Source organism: Tardiphaga sp. GW822-FHT04G09, assembly GCF_058800725.1.
In genome coordinates, this window is the sequence record NZ_JBXAMO010000034.1 from 13,521 (window position 1) to 37,441 (window position 23,921).

Sequence of the window (23,921 nt, forward strand, 5' to 3'; positions counted from 1 at the left end):
GCGCCGTCCGGGAAACCGGGCGGCGCTTTTTTGCGTTTGGAGTTTTGGATTAGACGATCACCGGCTGCTCGGCGACACCTTCACGGCCGAAGATGCGCAGATAGCGTTCGATCTCCGCAGGGCTGCTGCCGGTGGTCTTGGCGGGATTGTCCGACAGCTTTACCGCCGAGCGACCGTTGGCATAGGTGACCTTGCAGACTAGGCTGATCGGGTCGAGCGAGTCGAGCCCGCGCGGATGGGCGCCGCGAAAGTCGTTGGTGGCCATGGTGCCCCAGCCGAAGCTCTCGCGGATGCGGCCGCGGAAGCGCTGATGCAGGTCAATCATCAGGTCGACTTCGAGGCCGTCGCTGAACATTGCGCGCTTCTTGCGGGGGTCCTCGCCGCGCATGGCATACCAGGCGATCACTTCTTCGCCCGCCGCAACCGGCTCCTTGCTGTCCATGCGCATGCCGGTCCATTTCGAAGCCCAGGGCGGCGCGTCACGCAGGAACTGCGTCATGCCGAATGTGTCGGGCAGGATGATCAAGAGCTCGCCGTCATAGACCTCCTGCCATTTCGCCAGCACGTCATATTGTGCGGTCTTCAACTGTTCGTCGTTTTCGGCGAGACAGGCGAAGACCATCGGCAGTTCATGCGAATTGGTGCCGATGGCCTCGAATGAATGCTTGAAGGCGAGCAGGGCATTGGAGGTGCCGACGAAGCTGCGGCCAAGTTCGTTGGCCATCGCATCCGTCACCCATTCCTGCCACAGGAAGCCGTGACGGCGGCGGGTGCCGAACTCCGCGAGCCGCATGTCCGGATAGGATTTCAGCTTCTTGATCTTGTTCCAGATCTTGGTCTTGGTCTGGGCGTAGAGGATATCCAGCTCGAACTTGTCCAGCGTGGCCATGGCGATCCGCGACCGTAACTCGCTGACGATGGCGAGGGCGTAGATCTCCCACATCGTGACTTCGGCCCAGTCACCTTCGAAGGTGAGGACATATTGACCATCGATGGTCTCAAGCTTGTAGTCGGGCAACCTGAAGCTGCGCAGATATTCGATATATTCGGGGCGGAAGATGTCGCGGCGTCCGTAGAAGCGGTTGCCAGCCAGCCAGATCAGTTCGTTCTCCCGGAATGAAAGCGTGCGGGCATGATCGAGCTGGGCGCGCAGCACCGCTTCCGGAATGATCTCGGCGAGGCGGACGGTCTTGGTCCGGTTGATCAGGCCGAAGGTCACAGGCACCTTCGGATAAAGCATCCAGATGAACTGGTGCATCAGGAATTTGTAGAAGTCCGTGTCCAGCAGCGACCGGATGATCGGATCAAGCCGGTAGTTGTGATTGTGGACCCGGGTGGCGAAATCCATCATGGCAGCGCCACTCCTGGTAACGTGCCTGATCCAGGCACTCCTCGTAAAGTGCCGCCATGCGGCACCCGCACCGAAGCGGCAGGGGCCACATCGCTGACGCTGTCTTTGCAGCAGTTCATTAAATTGGCGTATCCGCCGGGTTTATCGATGTCAACGCAAGCGCTGAACGGCGCTTTCACAATCAGGATTGTCGCGGTAGCCCGGCGTTTGCCGATCTGCTTCTGGCCCTGATCCTGCATCTGCGGGCATTGCGCAGAATTGTTTGCATGCTTACGATTTCCACCTGCCGGTGGGCGCCCCGAAACGATGAAGGACAGCACCATGAAAGTCGTCGATCTCTCCCACGTCATGAACATCCACACGCCCGGCTGGGTCGGCTATGCCGGCAACAAGATGTATTATGCGCAGAACCTGCAGACGCAGATGATCGTGGCGCAGCGGATCGAGACGGCGCTGCATGCCGGCACCCATTTCGACGGCGCCATGCACGCCACCGACGGCCGCAAGGGCGACATGGCCTCGCTGCCGCTGGACTATTTGTTCAATCGCGGCGTGGTGGTCGACATCTCAAGCCAGATGCATGACTGGGCGGTGATCACACCGGAGATGCTCGACAAGTCCGGCGCGGATATTCGCGAAGGTGACATTCTAATCCTGCACACCGGCTGGCATAAATATTACGAAGGGCAGGCGCAGCAGGATCTGGTGAAGTATTTCTGCTACCACCCAGGCCCGAACCTCGACACGCTGCACTGGATGCTGGAGAAGAAGATCAAGTGGTTCGGCATGGACACCGGCTCCTGCGACCACTCGATGAACACCTCGATTCGCAATATGCGCCCCGACATCGCCGCGCAGTTCACCAAGAAGCATGGCAAGACGCCGGCTGAATTCTTCGGCACTTTCGAATACACGCACAAGCTCTCGGGCCGGCATGTCTCTGCCGACATGTTTCCGTTCCACAACTACGCCTTCCAGGAAGGCCTGCTGCATGGGGAGAATATCGGCGGCGACATCGAGCTGATGCTGAACCAGCGCTGCCTGATCGGCGCCTTCCCGTGGCGCTATGACGGACTCGAGTCATGCCCGTGCCGTATCCTGTGCTTCACGGATACGGGCGATGCCTCGGTGGAAGCCATGGGCAATGCCGCCAAGGCGATCATGGGGTGATGTAGTTTAGGTCCACACCGTCGTGGCCGGGCTCGTCCTGGCCATCCACGTCCGTCTGGACTAGCGGCCAAGTCGTGGGATGCCCGGGACACGCCCGGGCATGACGTGAGAGGTCGGTGCATCGTTGTCTAGCGCCTCAGTCTCGCATCTGGCGCGTTTGCCTGCAGCGTATTCTGAATCGCCTCGCGGAGCAGGGGATAGTCCGCACGATCCCAGTCCGACATTCGCACGTCCGCCAAAAGCGCCGCCGACTTGCCGAACACAACAATGCGGTCGCCCACGGCCATGGCTTCTTCAAGCTGATGCGTAATCAGGATCGCGGTGGATTTGAATTCCCGTGCCAGTTCGACAAACGTTTTCCGCAGCTCGTTGGCGGTGACTTCATCGAGTGCGCTGAAGGATTCATCCGCCAGCAGAATTTCCGGCTGCACGGCAAAGGCGCGTGCGATGGCCACGCGTTGCCGCATGCCGCCGGAAAGTTCGCGCGGATAGGCATTGGCGAAGTTCTCCAGACCCAGACGCTTCAGCCAGGTCATGGCGCGTTCGTGCTGAATATCCTCGGCGAGGCCGATCAGTTCGAGCGGGAGCTTGACGTTGTCGAGTGCGGAGCGCCACGGAAACAGGCGGTCCTGCTGGAAGATCGTCGCGATCTTGCCGCGGAAGGCGTTGAAGTCGTCATAGGGCGTCTTGCCGCCGATGGTGATGCTGCCGGCAGTGGGATGTTCGAGTCCGATAAGCAGATCGAACAAAGTCGACTTACCGCAGCCGGTCTTGCCCACGATGGCGATGAGTTCACCGGGTTCGATCCGCAGCGACAGTTGGTTGATGGCCGTGATCGACTGGCCGGAGGTGGTCTGGCGAAACACCTTGCGCAACTGCGCGATCTCGATAGGCGCTGAAGCTCCGGTCATGCCCGCCACCGCAATATGTGAGTTTCGAGCCTGACAAGCAATGCTTCGAGGAGGAACAGCAGCACGACCAGTACCAGGGTCCAGGCAAACACGTCGGCCACCGAGAACAGTTCCTGGGCGACCGAAAGCTGATGCCCGATGCCGGTCACGGCGCCGACCAGTTCGGCGATGGTGACGACGCGAATGGCGAGGCTGAGGGTGATCTTCCAGCTCGTGATGATCCCCGGTGTGATCGCCGGCAGCATCAGCTTGTGAAAGAATTGCAAGGGCGTCGGCCGGAAGGAGCGGATCATCTGCTTCAGGTCGCGTGAGACCTCTCGCATGTTGTCGAGGGCATCGACGGTGAAGACCGGGGCGCAGACCACGACCAGCACGAAGACGATGCGGAATTCGACGCCCTTGAACCACAGCACCGCGAACAGGATCCAGGAGACCACTGGCACGGCCATCAGGATACGCACCATCGGGCGCAGATATTTCTCGACGCCGTCCGAGAGATACATCAGCACTGCCACCAGCAGTCCGATGACGAAGGACACGACCAGCGACAGCAGCACGCGGCCGAGCGTCACCGCGACGTCGAGTGGGGTGATCTTGGTCAGGCTCTGTGCGATGCGGCCGAGGCCCGGGATCGCGAAAGCGGGGATACCCAGCGACGGCGCCAGATAGGACATGACCTGCCAGACCGCTGCGAAGAGCACGATCGATATGATCGTCTCGCGCGGTAGACTGGATATCATCAGGCTCCGCCGGGGCTCCTCGAACGGCGTGGCAGTGCGGGCCTCGTCAGGGGGCATAGATGATCGCTTCGTCAGGTAGTTTGGGATGGAAGCCGGCGGCGACCGCGCGCTCGAACGTATCCCAGATGCTCTTGCGTTCGGTGGCGCCCCAAGCCGGCTTGGCGTCGAAGTCCCAGCGCTTGGCGAGCACGGCTTCCTTCAGGATGCCAGGCGGCAGTTTGACAGTTTCGACCGCGATCTTGTCGGCGCCATCGGGATCGCTGCGCAGATATTTGGTGACATCGGCCAGGGCGGCGACAAACTTCTTCGGCGCGTCCGGGGCTTTCTTGATGGTGTCCTCGCGCATGGCGTAGACCAGCTCCCAGCCGGTGGTGCCCGCGATCTCCTTCCATCCGTCATTGGCGTTGAAGATGATCTTCAGCGACGGATCGTCCTTCATCATCATGGTGGCGATCGGCTCGATGATCATCGCGGCATCCACGCGGCCGGCGGCAAGCTGCGCACGGGCTACCGCGAAGTTGGCGTTCACCAATGTCATGTCCTTGGCGAGGTCCATCTTCCTGGATTTTGCGTAGATCGACAGGATCTGGAATTGCCCGCTGCCCATGTCGGCAGCGAGTTGCTTGCCTTTCAGGTCGGCGAGCGACTTGATGGCAGGGTCCTTGGTGATGATGACGAGATCGGCGAGCGTTGCGCCGGTTGCGACGATTTGCAGCGGCACGCCTTCGAGGCGCAGCTTCTGGAAGTAGGTGGGGCCGCCGATCAGCGTGTCGATTTCGCCGGTGGCGAGGCCCGCATAATAAGCGGAGAAAGAAGGGTAGACCTGAACCTCTGCCTCGAAACCGTTCTTGGTATCGAACTTCTGCGCCTTCATGATGTTGACGATGATCGGTGCGAAGACCGGAAGTGTCAGACTACCCACGCGGAGTTTTGTCGGCGCCTGCGCCTGCGAGCTTGTTGTGAGCGCGGTGCTCATCAGCGTAGCAGCGGTGCCCATTGTGAAGGCTCGTCGCGAAAGTCCGGTCATGACATCTCCTCAAGAAACGTTGTGGCGCGTGGCTTTTCGATCGGTTTATGCGGCGGTGCGATATTCGTTTGTAAGCAAATGATATGCCAAAATTGAATCCACTAAATCCTCTTGCAGTCGAGAAATAACGCTACTAGCATTTCGTTTGTGTGCAAATGAAATCTGCTCTGACTGCAGGAGGCTTTGATGCCGCACGTGACGACGCCCGACGGGACGCAACTCTATTATGAGGAAGTCGGCACCGGGAGTCCTGTGGTTTTCGTCCATGAATATGCGGGAGATTACCGCACCTGGGAGCCGCAACTTCGTTACTTCTCGCGCTCCTATCGTTGCGTCACCTATAGTCAGCGCGGCTATCCGCCATCGGATGTACCAACCGATCCTGCGCGGTACGGCCAAGACATCGCGCGCGACGACGTCATTGCGCTGATGGATGCACTTGGCATCGACAAGGCGCATATCGTCGGCCATTCCATGGGCGCGTCTACCGCGCTGCATGTGGGCATTCACTATCCCGGTCGTTGTTTGTCGGTAACGGCTGCGAGCTGCGGCTATGGCTCCAGTCCGGATCCTGCCTTTGTGGAGCAGGGCCGTGCAGCCTCGCGCGAAACCGCGAAGATGTTCGAGACTGTCGATTTTCCGATTGCTGCGGCGCGTTACGCCGATGGTGCGACGCGCCAGACGCATAAGAACAAGGACCCGCGCGGTTTTGCCGAATTCGCGCGGATGCTGGCCGATCATTCGCCGGTCGGTCATGCCCTGACCATGCGCGAGCTGCAGGCCAAGCGCCCGATGCTGTGGGAGATGAAGCCGCAGCTTGAGAAGTTCACGCCGCCCCTGCTGATCATCGTCGGTGACGAGGACGACTGGTGCCTCGATCCCAGCATTTTCCTCAAGCGCACGGTGCCGACAGCAGGTCTCCTGGTATTGCCGCGTGCCGGCCATACCATCACCAGCGAAGAGCCCGCGGCCTTCAATGCGGCGCTTGCTGAGCTTTTCCCGGCGGCCGAGTCCGGTCGCTGGATGTCACACAAGCCAGCGGCGTGATGCGATGAGCATGCCCGGCGATATCATCATCGATATTGCGGACGGGATCGCGACGCTGCGTCTCGCCAATCCGGCCCGGCGTAACGCCATCTCCACGGTGATGTGGAACAAGATCGCCGTCTTTGCTAGCGAGGTTGCCACGCGCAAGGATGTCCGCGTCGTGGTTATCCGCGGCGAGGGCGAGCTGATGTTCTCCGCCGGTGCGGATATCTCGGATTTCGCGACGGCCCGATCAGGCGAGGGCAACGCGCGCGCTTATGACGACCTCGTCGAGAATACCTGCCTGGCGATCGAGGCGATCCCGCAGCCGACCATTGGAATGATCTTCGGCGGTTGCATGGGCGCCGGCTCATCCGTCGCGGCGAGTTGCGACATGCGCGTCGCTGCGGATGACGCCTTCTTCGCGGTACCTGCAGCCAGGCTTGGTCTGGGCTACGATCCGCGTGGCATCGCGCGTTTCATTCGCGTGTTCGGCGCCGGCGCAACGCGGCAGGTATTGTTCACGGCGGATCGTCTGCCCGCAATGCGCGCTCATGCGCTGGGCGCGGTGCATGTCATTGCGCCGAAGGCTGACATTGAAACGCTGGCTGGCGCGCTTGCAAGGAAGGTCGCCGGCAATGCGCCGCTGACGATCAAGGCGGCCAAGGCTGCCATTCGTGCACTGAGCACGAACAATGCCGAACTCCTGGCTGAAGCCGAACAGTTCTATGCCGCGGCCGACGCCAGCGCCGACTACGCCGAAGGCCGCAAGGCCTTTGCCGAGAAACGACCCCCGCGCTTTACGGGAAGCTGATCCACCGACGAATTTTCGTTTCCACTTTCGCCAACCTCAGAAGGACACGCACATGGATCTCCAACTCAAAGGCAAATGCGCTCTCGTCACCGGCGGCAGCGAAGGTATCGGCAAGGCGATTGCCATGACGCTGGCCAAGGAAGGCGTCAATGTCGCCATCTGCGCCCGCCGCATGGAGCCGCTGGAAAAGACCGCCGAAGAGATCAGGAACGCCTACGGCGTGACAGTGGTCGCGATATCAGCCGATCTCACCAAGGACGCCGACGCCAAGAACTTCGTCGAGAAGGCTGCCAAGGAGCTCGGCAGCGTCGACATCATGATCAACAATGCCGGTTCGGCACCGGGCGGCGTCATCGAGACGCTCACCGAAGCCGACTGGGAGCAGGCGCTGCAGCTCAAATTCATGGGCTATGTCCGCTGCCTGCGCTACGCGCTGCCGATCATGGTCAAGCAGGGCGGCGGCCGTGTCGTCAACCTGATCGGCAATGACGGCGTCAAGCCGTCCTATTGGGAAATCGCGCCGGGTGCGGCGAACGCCGCCGGTCAGAACATGACCCTGTCGCTCGCCGGCCAGTATGGTCGTCACAACATCTCGTTCTGCGCCGTCAATCCAGGTCCGGTCCGCACCGAGCGTTGGGCTGGCCTCGTCAACGCCATGTCGCGCGATATGAAGATTTCCTACGAGGAAGCCGACAAGCTGGCGCCGGACTCGATCCCGCTCGGACGCATCGCCGAAGTCGAGGAAGTTGCAAACCTGGTCGTTATGCTCGCGTCGCCTCTGGTGCAGATGGCCAACGGCACCATGATCGAAATCGATGGCGGTCAGGACAAAGCACTGATGGATCGCTTCCGCGACCGGTAGTCGACAAAATGGAACGCGCGGCGGCGGAATATCGCTGCCGCGCGGCTCTGCGAAATTCGGTCGCAGATGCGCGCGTATCGGCTGACATCGGATGATCAAAACTTCGGCGATGTGCTAGGCATGTTGCACCAAGACCGGCCTTGACAACAAAGAGGGTGCGCCGGACTATTTGCGTACAAACTAATTCGCGTTGCAAACACGGGGCTGCAAGCGACGCAAGGGCGAACGGTTGATCCGTTTCTTGCGAAGGCTTCGGCGAGAATCACTTTCTATCGCAAACGTCGATCACAACGGAGTTCGATCATGATGACGGCTCGTTCCCTTCACTCACTCGCGATTGCCGGCACAATGGCCGGCGCGCTGACGTTCTCGTTCGGCCATGCGGCGTTCGCGCAGGACACGATCAAGATCGGTGAGCTCAACAGCTACAAGACACAGACCGCGTTCCTCGATCCCTACAAGAAGGGCTGGGAGCTGGCGATCGAACAGATCAATGCCAAGGGCGGCGTGCTCGGCAAGAAGCTCGAAGTGATCTCGCGCGACGATGGCTCGACGCCGGGTGATGCGGTGCGTGTGGCGGACGAACTGGTGACGCGTGAGGGCGTCAACATCATCGCCGGCACGTTCTTGTCGCATATCGGGCTTGCGGTGACGGAGTTCGCGGGCAAGAAGAAAGTGTTCTTCCTCGCTGCCGAGCCGCTGACCGACAAGATCACCTGGCAGAACGGCAACAAGTATACATTCCGCTTGCGCGCTACGACCTATATGCAGGTTGCTATGCTGATGCCGGCCGCAGTTGCCGCGAAGAAGAAGCGCTGGGCGCTGGTCTATCCGAATTTCGAATACGGCCAGGCCGCGGTCGCGACCTTCAAGGAAATGCTGAAGGCGCAACAGCCGGACGTCGAATTCGTCACCGAACAGGCGCCGCCGCTCGGCAAGGTCGACGCCGGTGCCGTCGTGCAGGCGATCGATGATGCGAAGCCCGATGCGATCTTCAACGTGCTGTTTGGCGCCGACTTCTCCAAGCTTGTACGCGAGGGCACCACGCGCGGCGTGTTCAAGGACCGCACCGTCGTGAGCCTGCTGTCGGGCGAACCTGAATATCTCGATCCGGTGAAGGAAGAAGCGCCTGTCGGCTGGATCGTCACCGGCTATCCCTGGGACAAGATCAAGACCCCGGAATACACCGCCTTCCTGTCAGCCTATCAGAAGAAGTACAATGACTATCCGCGCCTCGGTTCGATCGTCGGCTATGTGACCATGACGTCGCTGGCAGCCGGTATCGCCAAGGCAGGGTCGACCGACACCGACAAGCTGATCGCTGCCTTCGAAGGTCTGAAACTCGACAGCCCGTTCGGTCCATTCATGTATCGCGCCAGCGATCACCAGGCGACGATGGGGGCTTATGTCGGCAAGATCGCGCTTGAAGGCGGCAAGGGCACCATGAGCGATTTCAAATATGTCGATGGTGCAACGGTGCTGCCCAGCGACGCCGAAGTGAAGAAGCTCCGTCCCGCGACCGAGTAACAGGAAGCACGACGATGATCGCCGTTGATACTCTCCCCGCGCACCCATTGCGGGGAGGGGGATTCCTCCGATGAGTTTCAACGCGTTTCTGTTTCAGGCGCTGAACGGTCTATCCGCTGCGTCCGGCCTGTTCTTCGTGGCCGCCGGGTTGTCGCTGATCTTCGGCGTCACCCGGATCGTCAATATCGCGCATGGGTCCCTCTATATGATCGGGACCTACATCGCCTACAGCATCGCCACCAAGGTCGGCGGTGCCGTCGGCTTCTGGGGCGGCATTGTTCTGACCGCTTTGCTGGTGGCCCTGATTGGTGCAGCCATCGAGATCCTGCTCTTGCGCAGAATCTACAGGGCGCCCGAACTGTTCCAGCTGCTTGCCACTTTCGCATTGGTGCTGGTTATCAACGACGCGACACTCTGGATCTGGGGCCCCGAGGATCTACTCGGGCCGCGCGCGCCAGGCCTGACCGGCTCCATCGAGGTGCTCGGTCGCCGGCTGCCTACTTACGACATCTTCCTGATCTTCGTCGGCCCGTTCGTGCTCTGGATGCTGCATCTGGCGCTGGCCAAGACCCGCTTCGGCCGCTTGATGCGCGCGGCCACGCAGGATCGAGAGATGGTTGGCGCGCTCGGCGTCAATCAGGCCATGCTGTTCACCGGCGTGTTCGCGCTTGGCGCGCTGCTCGCTGGTCTCGGCGGCGCGCTGCAGATCGCGCGCGAGCCCGCAACACTGGCGACGGATCTGATCGTCATCGGCGACGCCTTCGTCGTCGTTGTGGTTGGCGGCATGGGCTCGATCTCGGGCGCCTATCTTGCGGCGGTCATCATCGCCGAGGTGAAGGCGCTGTGCATTGGCCTCGGCATCGTCAACTTCGGCGGCTTTACGGTGAACTTCTCGAAGCTCACCCTGGTTGCGGAATTCCTCGTCATGGCGGCCGTGCTGATCGCGCGCCCTTACGGACTGCTCGGTCGGGAGCAGGTGGCTGTGCGCAGCGTGGCTGAGCCTGAAGAGCCGCTGCGTCCCGCGACGCCAGCCACGAAGATTGCGGGCCTGATCCTGCTTGTCGTTCTGGTCTGCCTGCCGCTCATCGCCAAGAGCTCGCCCTATACGCTCGTGCTCGGCATCGACGTCTTGATCGCCGTGCTGTTCGCCACCAGCCTGCATTTCATCATGGGGCCGGGCGGCATGCATTCGTTTGGCCATGCGGCCTATTTCGGGCTAGGTGCCTACGGCGCTGCGTTGCTGGTGAAATGGTTTGCTGCCCCGATGGGGCTGGCGCTGGCTGCGGCTCCCGTCCTGGCGTTGGTCGGAGCATTGTTGTTCGGCTGGTTCGCCGTGCGACTATCCGGCGTCTATCTCGCAATGCTCACACTCGCCTTTGCCCAGATCGTCTGGGCGGCCGTGTTCCAGTGGGAAACACTCACCGGTGGCTCCAACGGCGTGCTCGGCGTCTGGCCATCCGCGCCGTTCGACAGCCGTGAGGCATTCTATTTCCTGACACTCGCTCTGGCCGCACTCGGCGTGTTGTTGCTCCGTAAATTCCTGTTTGCGCCATTCGGTTACGCGATGAGGGCAGGGCGCGACTCCCCGCTGCGCGCCGAAGCTATCGGTCTCGACGTCAAGCGCGTCCACTGGCTCGCTTTCGCCATTGCCGGCGCAGTCTGCGGCATTGCCGGTGGGCTGTTCGCTTTTGCCAAGGGATCGATCTCGCCGGAGACCATCGGCGTCAGCCGCTCGATTGACGGTCTGGTGATGGTGCTGCTGGGCGGCATCCAGACGCTGACCGGCCCGATCGTCGGTGCGTCGGTCTATGCGGTGCTGCAGGATTTCATGATGCGTTCCACGGAGTACTGGCGCGCATTGCTCGGCGGCATCATCCTGCTGCTGGTACTCGCCTTCCCGAGCGGCATCGTCGGCGGCTTCGTCAAACTGATCTCGCGCGGCAAAACAACATCAAAGGCCGCATCATGAGCGACCTCGCCATTCGCTCCCTGTCGAAATCCTTCGGCGGCGTTCGTGCCGTCAATGAGGTCTCGTTCGACATCAAGCGCGGTGAGTTTCTCGCGCTGATCGGTCCCAACGGTGCCGGTAAGTCAACCTGCTTCAACATGATCAACGGCCAGCTGCCGCCGGATTCCGGCGAGATCTGGTTCGAAGGCGCCAAGCTCAATGGCAAGAAGCCACGTGACATCTGGCGCCTTGGTATCGGTCGTACCTTTCAGGTCGCCGCCACCTTCAACTCGATGACCGTTATCGAGAATGTGCAGATGGCGCTGATCTCCCATGCCAATGAGGTCTATCGGCTGTGGAAGCCGGCATCCTCGCTGCACCGCGAACGTGCTCTCGAACTGTTGGCCCAGGTCGGCATGCAGGACGCCGCCGATCGGCCGAGCCGTGAACTGGCTTATGGCGACGTCAAGCGTGTCGAGCTTGCCATTGCGCTCGCCAACGATCCAAGGCTGCTGCTGATGGACGAGCCGACGGCCGGCATGGCGCCCAGGGAGCGCAACGACCTGATCGCGCTGGTCAAGCGTCTGGTGATCGAGAAGGGCATCTCCGTCTTGTTCACCGAACATTCGATGGATGTGGTGTTTGCCTTTGCCGACCGCATCATTGTGTTGGCGCGCGGACGCCTGATCGCCGATGGCGACGCCAAGTCGATCCGCGACAATCCGCAGGTGAGGGAAGTGTATTTCGGTACCGGCAAGACCTTCCAGAAATCGGAGGCTCATTGATGAGTACTCCGATGCTCTCCGTCGATAATCTCGGCGCGTCCTATGGTGCTGCGCAGATCCTCTATGATCTCAGCCTGCAGGTCGGGCGCGGCGAAGTGGTGGCACTGATGGGCCGCAACGGCGCCGGCAAGACGACGACCATGAAGGCGATCATGGGCCTGATGGCGCAGTCCTCCGGGAAGATCCGGTTCGACGGCCACGATATTTCCGGAAGACAGCCTTACGAGATCGCGCGACTTGGCCTTGGCTTCACCCCGGAAGACCGCCGCATCTTCTCCGATCTGACGGTGCTGGAAAATCTCGATATCGGCCGTCAGCCACCGCGCAAGTTCAGCGACGGCGTGCCGGCGCCGGTCTGGACCGAGGAGAAGCTGCTGGCGCTGTTTCCCAATCTCGGCGAAATGCCGAACCGGCCGGGCGGGCGGATGAGCGGCGGCGAGCAGCAGATGCTCACGGTCGCGCGGACGCTGATGGGCAATCCGCTGCTGATCCTGCTCGATGAACCGTCCGAAGGGGTGGCCCCGCTGATTGTCGAACTGATGGCCAACACCATTCTCGAACTCAAGAAGGCCGGAGTGTCGATCCTGCTGTCGGAGCAGAATGTGCATTTCGCCGAACTGGTCTCGGACAGGGCCTATGTCCTCGAAAAGGGCCAGATCCAATGGAATGGCACCATGGCCGAACTGGCGGAGAATATTGACATTCAGCGGGCTTATTTGACGGTGTAACGACCAAAACTTCAACTGTCGCGGCAACCGAAGATCGTTCATAACTAGCAAGAGAGATCGTCGGGGAATAAATGGCGCAGAAACCGAGCAAGCTGAAGGCCCTTCCGGCCACGGAGCCGGCCCCGGACTATGTCCTCGACTCCCAGGTCGGCTTCCTGATGCGCGTGGCGATGCAGCGCCATACCTCCATCTTCATGTCCAATATGATCGAGGATCTGACCCAGACGCAATTCGCGGTGCTGGCGAAGCTGTATGAGGTTGGTCCAAGCTCGCAGAACCATCTCGGTCGCCTGGTCTATCTCGACGCGGCTACCATCAAGGGCGTGGTCGATCGGCTGGGCCTGCGCGGCTTCATCACGACCGGAAGCGACCCCACGGATCGCCGTCGCCGTGCGGTGTCGCTGACCGAGAAGGGCACCCGTGTGGTCGATGCCGCAATCCGGGTTGCCGCTGAAGTCAGCGCCAAGACGCTGCGACCATTGACGGCCGAAGAGCAGCGCACGCTGACACGATTGCTGAAGAAGATTACCTGATCAGACCTTGCTATTGAGCAGCGCCTTAATCCGCTGCGGCGAGACCGGCAACTGCGTGATGGCCCCGGGCTGGCCAAGCGCGTCGTCGATAGCTGCTGCGATCGCAGCACCGACGGCATTGGCACCGCCTTCGCCGGCGCCCTTGAGGCCCATCGGGTTGAGCGGGCTGGGGGCATCCTCGGAAATGATAACTTCAACATCAGGCACTTCGCGTGCCGTCGGCATCAGATAGTCGGCAAAGGTCACCGCCAGCGGCTCGCCGCGGTCGTCATAGCTGAATTCCTCGTAGAGCGCGCCGCCGATGCCCTGCGCGACTCCGCCGACGATCTGGCCGTCCACCAGCATGGGATTCACAGCCTTGCCGATGTCATAGGCGACGAGATAGCGCTCGACGCTGATGCCGCCGGTATCGCGGGCGAGCGACACGACGGCGACATGGACGCCGTAGGGGTAGGTCATGTGCTTGGATTCGAACGACGCTTCGGCGAACAGGCCGGGCTCGCGGTCGCCGAGCACCCGGGCGCCGGGCGCCAGTGCCTTGGCGATCTCGGGCAGTCCCATGGATGGGCCGACGCCGCCTTTGCTGCGGATGATCTCGCCATCGACAATGTCGAGATCGTCGGTCGAGAGCTGCATGAGTTCCGCGGCCGTCGCCAGCACCTTGTCGCGCAGCTTGAGCGCGGCAAGCCTCGTGGCTTCACCGGTCATCACGGTGACGCGCGAGGCGAAGGCGCCGAGGCCCCGCGCGATGCGGTTGGTCTGGCCGTGGATGACGTTGACGCTGTCATAGGTCACGCCGAGCGTCTCCGCGCAGATCTGCGCGATGACGGTCTCGACGCCCTGGCCGACGGAGGCGGCGCCGGTGACGACCTCCACGAGGCCGTCGGTACCGACGGTAATCCGCACGTCGTCGTACGGACCGAGGCCGCTTTTCTCGACGAACATGGCGATGCCGGCGCCCACAAGTTCGCCGGCCTGCCGGCGCGATTTGATCTGCGTCTGCAGGTCCGTCCAGCTCACGCCGTCGAGCGCCTTATCCAGCAGCCTGGCATAGTCGCCGGAGTCGAGCACGATATCGGTGCCCAGCGTCTCCAGAGCACGTGTCACCGGCATTTCGCTCTTGTCGATCAGGTTGCGGCGGCGGACCTCGACGCCATCGATGCCCACTTCGGCTGCCACGGCATCGAGAAGCCGCTCGCGCACGAAGGTGCTTTCATAGCGGCCGGGCGCGCGATAGGTCCCGCCGGGCGTCTTGTTGGTCAGCCTGATATGGCCGAGCACGCGATAGGCGGGGATGCGATAGGGGCCGGGCAACATCGCGGCGGCGAGGTCTGGCACCGTCGCGGCATGGGTGCGCATATAGCCGCCCTGATCGTGGAAGAACTCGTTATCGATGGCCAGAATATTTCCGTCGCGATCGATGGCGGCCCGGATGTGGTGGGTCTGTTGCCGCGAGTGATTGGTGGCAATCAAGTTCTCGCGGCGATCCTCGATCCATTTCACCGGGCGGCCGAGGCGCAGGGCGGCGAGGCACACCAGCACATCTTCGGGATACAATTCGCCACGTACGCCGAAGCCGCCGCCGACATGACCTTCGAACAGGTTGGTATTCTCGGCAGTGCGACCGAACATCTTGGCGAGCTGGTCGCGATTCCAGTGCGGCACTTTCGCAGCGCCGTACATTTCCAGCATGTCGGTCTCGGCGATGTAACGACCGATGGCGCCGCGCGTCTCCATGGGGACGCCGGAATGGCGGCCGATGGAGAGCGAGAGGCTGACTACGGCATGCGCATTGGCAAAGGCCGCATCGACGTCGCCATAGCCCTTCTTGATCAACGCCGTCTCGGTGGGTAGTCCATCGCGGAACTCGCCGATCTCGCCATCGGCATGCAGGATCACAGACAGTTCTTCGATCTCGACCCCGACATGCTCGGCAGCGTCTTCGGCGAGATAGGGATCCTCGGCGAATACGACGGCGACGGGGTCGCCGACATAGCGCACCTTGTCCTTGGCCAGAATGGTCTGGCGATAGGCCGCGAGCTGCTCCAGCCGCGTCAGCCGGAAATCGATCGGCGGAATCTCGGCGACATCGGCAAAGCTCCATGCGGCGACAACGCCCGGAATTGCCAGAGCCGGCGCAAGAGCGACCGAGACGATATTGCCGTGGGCGTAAGTCGAACGCACCACGCGCATATAAAGCTGGTTCGGGAAATTGATGTCCGCAGCAAACTTGCCCTGGCCGCGCAGCAACGGGCCGTCTTCCTTGCGGGTGACGGACTGGCCAACCAGTCTCGGTTTGGCGGCAGCAGTCACGATTGACGCATCTCCACCGCGGCGGCGCGCACCGCCTTGATGATGTTCTGATAGCCAGTACAGCGGCACAGGTTCGACGACAGCACGTCGATCAGATCGTGGTCGGAAATATCCGGCTCACGTTCCAGTACGCCGACGGCGAGCATCAGGAAGCCGGGCGTGCAGAAGCCGCATTGCAGGCCGTGGTTCTCCATGAAGGCGCGCTGCATCGGATGCATCTCGTCGCCATCGGCGAGGCCTTCGACGGTGCGGATCTCTTTGCCATCGGCCTGTTGTGCGAACATCAGGCAGGAGCGCACCGGCTCACCATTGACCAGCACGGTGCAGGCACCGCACACGCCGTGTTCGCAGCCGATATGCGTCCCGGTCTGGCCGCAATCCTCGCGAATGGCATCCACAAGCGTGCGTCGGGCCTCGACGCGGATGGCGTGGGACCGGCCGTTGATGGTGAGGGTGATGTCGGTCTTGTCGCTCATGCAATTTTTCCGTTGCTTGGCAATTTTCCGCTGCTGCGCAGGGCCGCCCGAATGCGCTGCGGCGTTGCCGGCATTTCGTCGATGGAGATTCCGAATGGCGAGAGCGCATCGTTGATTGCGGAGATCACCGCTGCCGGCGCGCCGATGGCGCCGCCTTCGCCGAGGCCCTTGGCCTTGGTGATCGAATTTCCGGTCAGTGTCTCGATGTGATGCAGCTCGATCTCGGGAATTTCGTGCGTCGTCGGCGGCAGGAAATCCGCCAGCGTACTGGTCAGGATGTTACCGGTCTCGTCATAGATGATCTCTTCCAGCAACGCGTTGCCGATGCCCTGCGCCACCCCGCCATGGACCTGGCCGTCAGCGATCATCGGATTGATGATCAGCCCGGCGTCCTCCGCGACCAGAAACTTCTCCATCTCGACACGGCCGGTCTCGATATCCACTTCGACGACAGCGACGTGGCATGCGTTGGAGAAGGTACCAGATGGATCGTAAGTGCCAGTTTCGGTGAGACCGGGTTCGATCTCGCCCTTGAAGATATGGGTCTGGTGATAGGCCGCCCGCGCCATCGAAGCGATGGTGACGGAGCGATCGGTGCCGATGACGTGCGCGGACCCGGACTGCAGTGTGATGTCTTCGGGTGCAGCTTCCAGCAGATGGCTCGCGATCTTCAGGAGCTTGGCCCGGATCTTCTGCGCCGCGAGCAGGCTGGCGCCGCCCGACAGCACCAGCGAGCGGCTGGCGAAGGTGCCCCAGCCATAGGGTGAGCGATCGGTGTCGCCGTGAACGACCTTGATGAATTCCGGATCGATGCCGATTTCGTCGGCAATGATCTGCGCCAGTGACGTGCGCAGCCCCTGGCCATGCGGCGACGAGCCGATCCGCGCTTCGACGAAGCCCGAAGGGTCGATGGTGAGATACACGGTCTCGAAGCCAGGCGTGATCTCCATGCCGCGCGCCGCGAAAGCGGGGCTGCCGTAGCCGGTGCGTTCGGAGAAAGTGGCAAAGCCGATGCCGAGATAGCGGCCCGCATCACGTGCGATCTTCTGGCGCTTGCGGAATGCATCGAGGTCGATGGCCTTGATGGCCATCTCCATCGTCTCCTTGTAGCTGCCGTCGTCGAAGACGAGACCGGTCGCTGATGTATAGGGGAATTTGTCGATGAGGTTCCGGCGACGCAATTCAGTCGGCTCTATGCCGAAGGTTGCGGCAGCCTTGTCCATCAAGCGTTCGAGTACGAAGGTGATCACCGGCCGCGACACGCCGCGATAGGGCGCCATCGGGCAGGTATTGGTCATCACGCCGCGCGAACGACAATCATAGGCGCGTACATCGTAAGGGCCGGGTAGCTCGGCCAGCGCCATCAAGGGCTCGACGCCGCAGGTGGTCGGGAAACAGGAATAGGCGCCGACATTGGCGACGATATCGCCGCGCAAAGCGAGCAGTTTTCCGCTCTTGTCGAAGGCGCCTTCGAGCTGGACGTGCTGGTCGCGACTGTGAAAGCTTGCGATCAGGTTTTCGCGGCGATCCTCGGTCCAGGCCACGGAGCTGCGCAATTTACGCGCCAGCCAGACCAGCAGCACATATTCCGGCGCCAGCGACATCTTCTGGCCGAAGCCGCCGCCGACATCGGGAGCGACGACGCGCAGTTCGGATTCGGGAATGCCGAGGATGTCGCAAACAGCGGTGCGCGTCAGATGCGGCATCTGCGTGGTGCAGGTCAGCGTCACGCGGCCGGTCGATCCGTCATAGACGGCATGGCCTGCGCGGGCTTCCATCGGCGTCGCGTTCTGCCGGCGCGAGCGCGCTTCGACATGCAGCACCTTGTGTGCGGTCTTCCAGACATCCTCGAAGCCGGGCGTCGCGATGCGACCCTCGACGATGACGTTGTGTTTGGTGTCGGCGTGAACCAGCGGAGCGTCCTCCGCAAGCGCATCCATCGCGTCGATCAGCGGTGCGCCTTCGGATATCTCGACCTCGACCTGATCGGCGATGTCCTCTGCCTGATCCTTGCTCGGCGCGTAGACGGCGGCGATGGACTCGCCGGTGAAGCGCACGACGCCATCGGCAAGGATCGGCTGACCCACGGCGACATAGTTGAACTTGCTCAGCATCGGCCGGATCGGCTTCAACTTCGCGAGGTCCCTGGCCGTGACGATGCCTGCGCCCTCCGGCGCCGTGATGTTCTTGATCGTTCCGGCAGCAACGCTGCTGCGGACGAAGCGTACCCAGTGCGTGGCCGGCATATCCGCCGTGAAGCGGCCGCGGCCGGTGACGAGGGCGGGATCCTCGAGCCTGCGGATCGAACGCCCGACCCAGGTCGTGCCCGTGCCCTTGGTGTGGACCGTCATTGCGCCGACCGCTCCAGCGCGCGCCGCGTCACGGCACGCACCAGATCGCAGCGATATTCGGCAGTGGTCTGGATATCCTCCAGCGGCTCGATCGCATTCGCTGCGGCTTCGCCGGCGGCGACGAACAGGTCCGGCGAGGGCGGGTTGCCGTTCAAGACATCTTCGGCCTCACTGATCCGCCGTGCACGATCCTCGGCGCCGCCGATGCCGAGATGGGCCTCGGCGATCACGCCATCGACAAGACGATAAGTGACGAGCGCTGCAGACATCGCGAAATCGCCGGCGCGTCGACTGAATTCGTAGAAGCCGAATTTCGTGTCATCTGGCAGCAAGGGCAATCGCGCTTCGGCGAGAAACTCGTCCTCGGCCAGCGACGTCGACATGATGCCTTCGAGGAAATCAGTGACCGGCACAATGCGTTCGCCGCGCACACTCTTCACGACCAGTTGGGCGTCCAGCGTTGCCGCGACGAGGCACCATTCCGATGCGGGATCGGCATGGGCGAGGCTGCCACAGAATGTGCCGCGCATCCGGATCGGGTAATGCGCGATATGGCTGACGACGAAAGCGAGCAGTCGGCCGAGCGGCCCGTCGATGACGGGCTTGTGGAACGCGCCGTGGCGCACCCGCGCGCCGATCGAGAGATGGTCGCCATCGACAGCGAGGCGGTCGAGCCCGTCGACCTCGTTGATGTCGATCAAGTGGGCAGGCCGCGCCATGCGGAACGCCATGATCGGCACCAGGCTCTGGCCACCCGCCAGAATGCGGCCGTCGAGCGGCGCAAACTCGGCCAATGCACTCACAACTTCATCCACGGTGCGTGGGACGTGCCTGGTGAACGGCGCCGGCTTCATGCGGAAAAACCCCGGGCAGGAGGGCCAAAATTCACTTGTATGCTAACAATCGTCTTTTGGAAGTCAATCAGGATCGCTGACGCAAAACGGAGCGTTCACCGCCTGCGTTTTGATCACATGGGATAGCTGAATTCGCCGAGTCGAGCGCGCTAAGTTTCAGGCGATATCGCGTTGCAGCGCGAAGTCGTCGAGCAGCGGAGAGTGCTTGCCCGCGATCAGTCCGCCAATCAGTTGCGCTGCGAGATAGCTGAAGGTGATGCCATTCCCGCCATAGCCATAGGCGGCATACACATGCGGATGACCTGGCACCGGGCCGATCAGCGGCAGGCCATCGCGGGTGGTATCGAAGGTACCGGCCCAGCGGTAGTCGATCGCAAGCTCGGCGCGCGGCCATAAGGCTGCGAGCTGCTCCTTCAGCGCGCCCGCCTTGGCTCGGATCAGGGCATCGCGTGCATCGGGATCTATGATCTCGCCGCTGTCTTCACCGCCGATGATGATGCGGCCGGACGCGGTGGTGCGGGCGTAGAGATAATCTTTGCTGTCTTCCCAGATCAGCACGCCGTCGCGCCAGAGTCTGTCCGGCTGCGGTTTCGTCGCGATCGCCCAGCTCGATGAAGGCTTCTGGACGGTGGTTTGCACGATGTCGGGCATCACATAACCAGTGGCCAGCACGACGTGACGCGCCTCGATGGTGTGGCCATCGGTCAACTGAACGCCGACCAAACGGCCCGCTGAGGCGAAGGCGGCCGTCTCGGCTTCGAACAGTCTCGCGCCGCGCGACATCGCGACATTCACCAGCCCCAAAGCCAGTTGCAAGGGATCGGAATCTGCCGAGCCCGGCGAGATGATAGCACCTGCGCGTGCGACCTCATATTCGGATAGCAGCGCCTTGTGATCGAGGAGTGTGCCAGGCAGGCCGGCGCGTTCACGAAGCGCGTGTTCCTTGATCAGCTCCTTGGCGCTTTCGCCCGCTGCCAGATACAGCGAGTCCTTGGCGCGCATGTTGCAGCGCAGATCGAGTGTCCGGACCAGTGCCTCCAATCCATGGACAGCGTCATAGCTGGCGCGATAGGCACGTGCGGCGCGCTCATAGCCGTAAAGATGTGTCAGCTCATGCAGCGAGCGATCGATCTCCCAGAGCAGCATCGATGTGCTCGCCGCCGTGCTGCCGCGCCCAGGCGATTCGCGATCGACAATGATCACATCCAGTCCCTGCCGGGTCAGTTGCTCGGCCATCAGGGCTCCGGTGATGCCGCCGCCGACAATCAGCGCATCGCATGCGATGTCCTCGGTGAGGGGCTGGCGGGGGGCATACTGCAGGCCGGCAAACCACGGCGAACGCCCGCCGCGCAAATCAGCATGCTCGGTGGTATCGGGGGCGAGATCGGAAATGGGGCACCATGAGGTCGGGGAAGCGCGCTGTCCGCGCCGTGCACTGACAATTTCCCGGGCGCTGTTCCGTTCCCTGGGGAGCGCGCGGGCGCGCAGGCCATCCAGATTCTCGCGGGTTCTCGCGGGCCGCGGCGCGATCCGGAGTCGGATCGTCGGCGGCCTGCGATCAGAGATAAGTGATTTCAAGGAGTTAGATACCCGTAGCAAGATCGCTGCGGTGACGTTAAACAGGCGCCAAATCAGACCAGACGATGTGAGCCGGACCAACCGGGGCTTTACCGCTCCAGCGTGGTTTCTGTCTCATTCATTGCTCTCAAAGGACGCCGCGACCGTGACCAAGAACAGCCTGCCTTTGCCGCAGCTTTCCCTCCCGAAAGACAAGATCAAAATCCTTCTGCTCGAAGGCGTGAACGACAGCGCGGTAGAGTTGATCGAGGCGGCCGGTTATTCGAGCGTGACGCGCCTGCCGAAGGCGCTCGATGGCGAAGCGCTCAAGGAGGCCATCAAGGGGGTCCATATACTGGGTATCCGCTCACGCACTCAGATCACGCAGGACGTGCTCGATGCCGCGGACCGGCTTATCGGTGTCGGCTGCTTCAGCGTCGGCACCAACCAGGTGGATATCGATGCTGCGCGTCGCAGCGGCATTCCCGTGTTCAATGCGCCGTTCTCCAACACCCGCAGCGTTGCCGAGCTGGTGATCGGCGAAATCGTCATGCTGCTGCGCCGGATCGTGCCGCGGTCCAATGCCGCGCATGACGGGCGCTGGGACAAATCGGCGAATGACAGCCACGAGGTCCGCGGCAAGACACTCGGCATCATCGGTTACGGCAGCATCGGCTCGCAGCTCTCCAACCTGGCTGAAGCGCTGGGCATGCGCGTGATCTTCTACGATCACACCGACAGGCTCCGCCATGGCAACACCGAGCCGGTCGCTAGCCTGCAGGAATTGCTGGCGCAGAGCGATGTCGTCAGCCTGCATGTGCCGGAGACGCCGGCAACGCAGGGCATGATTGGCCGTGACGAACTCGCGGCCATGAAAAACGGCGCCTATTTCATCAACAATAGCCGTGGCACGGTGGTCGATCTCGACGCGCTCGCCGAAGCGTTGCGCAACGGCAAGCTGCGGGGCGCTGCCGTCGACGTATTCCCCGTCGAGCCGGGCTCCAATCAGGAGCGCTTCGTGACGCCGCTTCAGGGCCTCCCGAACGTGCTGCTGACGCCGCATATCGGGGGCTCTACCGAAGAAGCGCAGGAGCGTATCGGCGCCGAAGTCGCACGGAAGCTGATCGACTACAGCGATAGCGGTTCGACCATGGGCGCCGTGAATTTCCCCCAGGTGCAGCTGCCGGCGCGCCCGTCGGGCACGCGCTTCATTCAGGTCCAGCGCAACCTGCCGGGCATGCTCGGAAGGCTCAACGAAGTGCTCGCGCGTCACGCCGTCAACATAGCCGCGCAATATTACGAGTCCTACAGCGATGTCGGCTATGTCGTGCTCGATGCCGATGCTTCGGCTGCGGACAGTCAGCGGGTGCTGGCGGATATCCGGGCGCTCGAAGGCACGATCCGCGCGCGACTGCTGTACGAGTACAAGGGGTAAACCCGGCATGCTGAACTCGATGGCTGTTTCTGATATGGTCGGAAACAGCTCCTCTCGACGATGGATTGGACGATTGACGTATCAGGACTACCGTTTCTCCGTCGCGCCGATGATGGATTGGGGAGAGAATTCATAGAAATCAAATGGTTAGACGAGAGGCGTGTGCAAATCCTGTGCACGAAGGTTCTACTATTCTTTCACTTCCGTTCTCACGACGTTGCCCCCGATGACCGCCAAATGCTCGTCGATCCAGCATCGCGTGTTTTGTCACGGCGTTGGGTGGCGGTGAGCAGATGCTGAAATCGGATACTCGTTCCAGCCGTCAGCTTGCGCGGGTTTGATTTGGTTGATGATACGTCGATTTTCGATGGACTGAAGCCAATTGACGTCCGGGCCGTCGAATTCAATGGAGGCCCAAGAGTATCTTTATCGCGCTCCACGCTGCGGTTGCCGCTTCTCCAATAGGAGCGTCGGCGAATTTGGCAGCAAGATAAGTTATTGTCCCAAGCAACGCAGCCTTCAGAGTGTGAAGTGAGAGCCACCTGCTTCCAAGAAGGCGCCTGCCAGCTTCGAGTTCGGCCAGCCGCCGCTCATGATCGTCCGGCTCGCGCTCCCGATAAACATTGCTTGTCCCGACAATGACAATCAGCCGGTCCATCGCCCTTACTGTCGATTGATATGCAACCGAGTTATGATCCAAGCTAACGATTCTATCTGATGCAGGTGCGGTCGCGCGTACTTCTGACTCTAGTTCTTCGATGTGCTCGTGAGCATGGACGCCAGCCATGAGCATCGCTCGTACATTGTCGAGGCCTGAAACTGCCTTAAGGACTTCGCCCGTATCGACCTCGAAGCGGTGCGCATGCTGGATAGCACGCTCCTCTTCGCCCTCCACGCATCCGATTACGATCCGTTCGCCGAGAAAATCGACTTCCACTTGACCGGTGCCATTCTCGTCAAAGGTTTTATCTCGGCTGAAGTTCGCCAGCGGATGCCCTAGATATTTACGTGAAACCGAGGCAGCGCGAGCGTACCCATTCGGATGTAGCCGTGCCGAATGACCAGTAAGGTTGGGATCGGCAGAACTTTCATCCGTTACGATCATTCCAGCGCTGGCTAGGCGCCGAACTGCAGCGTCGATTTCATTTGCATCATGAGGCCATCCTTCGAAGCGGGCAATCTTGGAGACGTTTCCGGTGAAGGCAAGACGGTCTCGAGGCGCTGGCAACGGTTGGAGCATTTCGTCGGCATGCATTTGTTCGCGCTTGGCCAATGCGAGCAGGATCAAATCCTGCAGTTCCGTTCGATCTGGGGCGCTGTCCTGTGATGATTTTTCATTCATAGCATTATTTTTGCCTGTCAGAAGAAAGGCGCAAAGATACCACGTATGGCAACGCCAATTGCAGCAATTAAGATTGCGCCAGCAATGCCAAATCCGGGGATGTCCCGGTCGCTGTTGAAATTGTGAAGTAGGCGTTGCTCGCCTTGAGCCTGTTAGGCTCGGGGTGTCGAA

General features: G+C 61.6%; 21 protein-coding genes. 10 read left to right on the top strand and 11 right to left on the bottom strand.

The window, feature by feature from the left end; all coding sequences use genetic code 11:
- Window positions 1-49 precede the first annotated feature (49 nt).
- Together pncB and AC1RLZ_RS30190 are read right to left on the bottom strand one after the other, a co-directional pair.
- Window positions 50-1,351 (bottom strand): nicotinate phosphoribosyltransferase, encoded by a 1,302-nt coding sequence (gene pncB / locus AC1RLZ_RS30185; RefSeq protein ID WP_493191686.1) that lies wholly within the window; start codon window positions 1,349-1,351, stop codon window positions 50-52.
- A complete protein-coding gene (locus AC1RLZ_RS30190; protein ID WP_493191687.1) occupies window positions 1,348-1,674 on the bottom strand; it encodes a hypothetical protein in 327 nt (108 codons plus the stop codon). The genes pncB and AC1RLZ_RS30190 overlap by 4 nt, the downstream gene beginning before the upstream one ends.
- Here AC1RLZ_RS30190 and AC1RLZ_RS30195 point away from each other — a divergent pair.
- Window positions 1,673-2,521, top strand: coding sequence for a cyclase family protein (locus AC1RLZ_RS30195; RefSeq protein WP_493191688.1), 849 nt, complete (start codon window positions 1,673-1,675; stop codon window positions 2,519-2,521). The two genes, AC1RLZ_RS30190 and AC1RLZ_RS30195, sit on opposite strands and share 2 nt — an antisense overlap.
- Before the next feature lie 128 nt (window positions 2,522-2,649).
- Here the strand turns inward: AC1RLZ_RS30195 and AC1RLZ_RS30200 are convergent, their stop codons facing one another.
- The 3 genes from AC1RLZ_RS30200 to AC1RLZ_RS30210 are packed head-to-tail and all read right to left on the bottom strand — an operon-like array spanning window position 2,650 to window position 5,199.
- Complete coding sequence (locus tag AC1RLZ_RS30200; RefSeq protein WP_493191689.1) at window positions 2,650-3,432, bottom strand: ABC transporter ATP-binding protein; 783 nt, start codon at window positions 3,430-3,432, stop codon at window positions 2,650-2,652.
- Complete coding sequence (locus AC1RLZ_RS30205) at window positions 3,429-4,172, bottom strand: ABC transporter permease (RefSeq protein WP_371422489.1); 744 nt, start codon at window positions 4,170-4,172, stop codon at window positions 3,429-3,431. Before AC1RLZ_RS30205 ends, AC1RLZ_RS30200 begins: the two co-directional genes overlap by 4 nt.
- Window positions 4,173-4,218: 46 nt before the next feature.
- A complete protein-coding gene (locus AC1RLZ_RS30210; protein WP_493191690.1) occupies window positions 4,219-5,199 on the bottom strand; it encodes an ABC transporter substrate-binding protein in 981 nt (326 codons plus the stop codon).
- Window positions 5,200-5,385: 186 nt separating this feature from the next.
- On the opposite strand from AC1RLZ_RS30210, the gene AC1RLZ_RS30215 reads away from it, so the two are divergent.
- The 8 genes from AC1RLZ_RS30215 to AC1RLZ_RS30250 all read left to right on the top strand — a co-directional run bounded on the left by AC1RLZ_RS30215 (window position 5,386) and on the right by AC1RLZ_RS30250 (window position 13,422).
- Window positions 5,386-6,246 carry an alpha/beta fold hydrolase gene (locus AC1RLZ_RS30215; RefSeq protein ID WP_371422491.1) on the top strand — a complete coding sequence of 287 codons (861 nt, stop codon included), beginning with the start codon at window positions 5,386-5,388 and terminating at the stop codon, window positions 6,244-6,246.
- Window positions 6,247-6,250: 4 nt separating this feature from the next.
- On the top strand, window positions 6,251-7,039 hold the full coding sequence (locus tag AC1RLZ_RS30220) for an enoyl-CoA hydratase-related protein (protein WP_493191691.1): 789 nt from the start codon (window positions 6,251-6,253) through the stop codon (window positions 7,037-7,039).
- 52 nt (window positions 7,040-7,091) lie between these two features.
- The gene (locus tag AC1RLZ_RS30225) at window positions 7,092-7,901 is read left to right on the top strand and encodes an SDR family NAD(P)-dependent oxidoreductase (RefSeq protein ID WP_371422493.1); all 810 of its coding nucleotides are present in this window, start codon (window positions 7,092-7,094) and stop codon (window positions 7,899-7,901) included.
- A 306-nt stretch (window positions 7,902-8,207) separates the two neighbouring features.
- Window positions 8,208-9,428, top strand: coding sequence for an ABC transporter substrate-binding protein (locus AC1RLZ_RS30230; RefSeq protein ID WP_371422511.1), 1,221 nt, complete (start codon window positions 8,208-8,210; stop codon window positions 9,426-9,428).
- Window positions 9,429-9,498: 70 nt separating this feature from the next.
- On the top strand, window positions 9,499-11,397 hold the full coding sequence (locus AC1RLZ_RS30235; protein ID WP_493191692.1) for an ABC transporter permease: 1,899 nt from the start codon (window positions 9,499-9,501) through the stop codon (window positions 11,395-11,397).
- Window positions 11,394-12,161 (top strand): ABC transporter ATP-binding protein, encoded by a 768-nt coding sequence (locus AC1RLZ_RS30240; RefSeq protein WP_493191693.1) that lies wholly within the window; start codon window positions 11,394-11,396, stop codon window positions 12,159-12,161. The genes AC1RLZ_RS30235 and AC1RLZ_RS30240 overlap by 4 nt, the downstream gene beginning before the upstream one ends.
- Window positions 12,161-12,889: an ABC transporter ATP-binding protein gene (locus AC1RLZ_RS30245; protein WP_371422496.1), complete on the top strand. Its 729-nt coding sequence runs from the start codon at window positions 12,161-12,163 to the stop codon at window positions 12,887-12,889. The genes AC1RLZ_RS30240 and AC1RLZ_RS30245 overlap by 1 nt, the downstream gene beginning before the upstream one ends.
- 71 nt (window positions 12,890-12,960) lie before the next feature.
- Window positions 12,961-13,422 carry a MarR family winged helix-turn-helix transcriptional regulator gene (locus tag AC1RLZ_RS30250; protein WP_493191694.1) on the top strand — a complete coding sequence of 154 codons (462 nt, stop codon included), beginning with the start codon at window positions 12,961-12,963 and terminating at the stop codon, window positions 13,420-13,422.
- On the opposite strand, the gene AC1RLZ_RS30255 is transcribed toward AC1RLZ_RS30250, so the two are convergent.
- From AC1RLZ_RS30255 to AC1RLZ_RS30275, 5 genes are all read right to left on the bottom strand, one after another.
- Window positions 13,423-15,735, bottom strand: a complete 2,313-nt coding sequence (locus AC1RLZ_RS30255) for a xanthine dehydrogenase family protein molybdopterin-binding subunit (RefSeq protein ID WP_493191695.1) — start codon at window positions 15,733-15,735, stop codon at window positions 13,423-13,425.
- Entirely contained in the window at window positions 15,732-16,211 is a 480-nt protein-coding gene (locus AC1RLZ_RS30260) for a (2Fe-2S)-binding protein (protein WP_371422499.1), read from the bottom strand. Before AC1RLZ_RS30260 ends, AC1RLZ_RS30255 begins: the two co-directional genes overlap by 4 nt.
- Complete coding sequence (locus AC1RLZ_RS30265) at window positions 16,208-18,562, bottom strand: xanthine dehydrogenase family protein molybdopterin-binding subunit (protein ID WP_493191696.1); 2,355 nt, start codon at window positions 18,560-18,562, stop codon at window positions 16,208-16,210. The genes AC1RLZ_RS30260 and AC1RLZ_RS30265 overlap by 4 nt, the downstream gene beginning before the upstream one ends.
- Window positions 18,559-19,416: an FAD binding domain-containing protein gene (locus tag AC1RLZ_RS30270; protein WP_493191697.1), complete on the bottom strand. Its 858-nt coding sequence runs from the start codon at window positions 19,414-19,416 to the stop codon at window positions 18,559-18,561. Before AC1RLZ_RS30270 ends, AC1RLZ_RS30265 begins: the two co-directional genes overlap by 4 nt.
- Before the next feature lie 156 nt (window positions 19,417-19,572).
- Entirely contained in the window at window positions 19,573-20,769 is a 1,197-nt protein-coding gene (locus tag AC1RLZ_RS30275; RefSeq protein WP_493191698.1) for an NAD(P)/FAD-dependent oxidoreductase, read from the bottom strand.
- A 370-nt stretch (window positions 20,770-21,139) separates the two neighbouring features.
- Here AC1RLZ_RS30275 and serA point away from each other — a divergent pair, with 370 nt between their 5' ends.
- Complete coding sequence (gene serA / locus AC1RLZ_RS30280) at window positions 21,140-22,408, top strand: phosphoglycerate dehydrogenase (protein ID WP_493191699.1); 1,269 nt, start codon at window positions 21,140-21,142, stop codon at window positions 22,406-22,408.
- Window positions 22,409-22,811: 403 nt separating this feature from the next.
- Here serA and AC1RLZ_RS30285 read toward each other — a convergent pair.
- A partial coding sequence (locus AC1RLZ_RS30285; RefSeq protein WP_493191700.1) for a cell division protein ZapA occupies window positions 22,812-23,921 on the bottom strand: 1,110 nt, incomplete at its 5' end.

Coding starts and splice junctions, on each gene's coding strand:
- pncB (WP_493191686.1), bottom strand. CDS start 1,351: ATGATGGATTTCGCCACCCGGGTCCACAATCACAACTACCGGCTTGAT.
- AC1RLZ_RS30195 (WP_493191688.1), top strand. CDS start 1,673: ATGAAAGTCGTCGATCTCTCCCACGTCATGAACATCCACACGCCCGGC.
- AC1RLZ_RS30190 (WP_493191687.1), bottom strand. CDS start 1,674: ATGGTGCTGTCCTTCATCGTTTCGGGGCGCCCACCGGCAGGTGGAAAT.
- AC1RLZ_RS30200 (WP_493191689.1), bottom strand. CDS start 3,432: ATGACCGGAGCTTCAGCGCCTATCGAGATCGCGCAGTTGCGCAAGGTG.
- AC1RLZ_RS30205 (WP_371422489.1), bottom strand. CDS start 4,172: ATGATATCCAGTCTACCGCGCGAGACGATCATATCGATCGTGCTCTTC.
- AC1RLZ_RS30210 (WP_493191690.1), bottom strand. CDS start 5,199: ATGACCGGACTTTCGCGACGAGCCTTCACAATGGGCACCGCTGCTACG.
- AC1RLZ_RS30215 (WP_371422491.1), top strand. CDS start 5,386: ATGCCGCACGTGACGACGCCCGACGGGACGCAACTCTATTATGAGGAA.
- AC1RLZ_RS30220 (WP_493191691.1), top strand. CDS start 6,251: ATGAGCATGCCCGGCGATATCATCATCGATATTGCGGACGGGATCGCG.
- AC1RLZ_RS30225 (WP_371422493.1), top strand. CDS start 7,092: ATGGATCTCCAACTCAAAGGCAAATGCGCTCTCGTCACCGGCGGCAGC.
- AC1RLZ_RS30230 (WP_371422511.1), top strand. CDS start 8,208: ATGACGGCTCGTTCCCTTCACTCACTCGCGATTGCCGGCACAATGGCC.
- AC1RLZ_RS30235 (WP_493191692.1), top strand. CDS start 9,499: ATGAGTTTCAACGCGTTTCTGTTTCAGGCGCTGAACGGTCTATCCGCT.
- AC1RLZ_RS30240 (WP_493191693.1), top strand. CDS start 11,394: ATGAGCGACCTCGCCATTCGCTCCCTGTCGAAATCCTTCGGCGGCGTT.
- AC1RLZ_RS30245 (WP_371422496.1), top strand. CDS start 12,161: ATGAGTACTCCGATGCTCTCCGTCGATAATCTCGGCGCGTCCTATGGT.
- AC1RLZ_RS30250 (WP_493191694.1), top strand. CDS start 12,961: ATGGCGCAGAAACCGAGCAAGCTGAAGGCCCTTCCGGCCACGGAGCCG.
- AC1RLZ_RS30260 (WP_371422499.1), bottom strand. CDS start 16,211: ATGAGCGACAAGACCGACATCACCCTCACCATCAACGGCCGGTCCCAC.
- AC1RLZ_RS30265 (WP_493191696.1), bottom strand. CDS start 18,562: ATGACGGTCCACACCAAGGGCACGGGCACGACCTGGGTCGGGCGTTCG.
- AC1RLZ_RS30270 (WP_493191697.1), bottom strand. CDS start 19,416: ATGAAGCCGGCGCCGTTCACCAGGCACGTCCCACGCACCGTGGATGAA.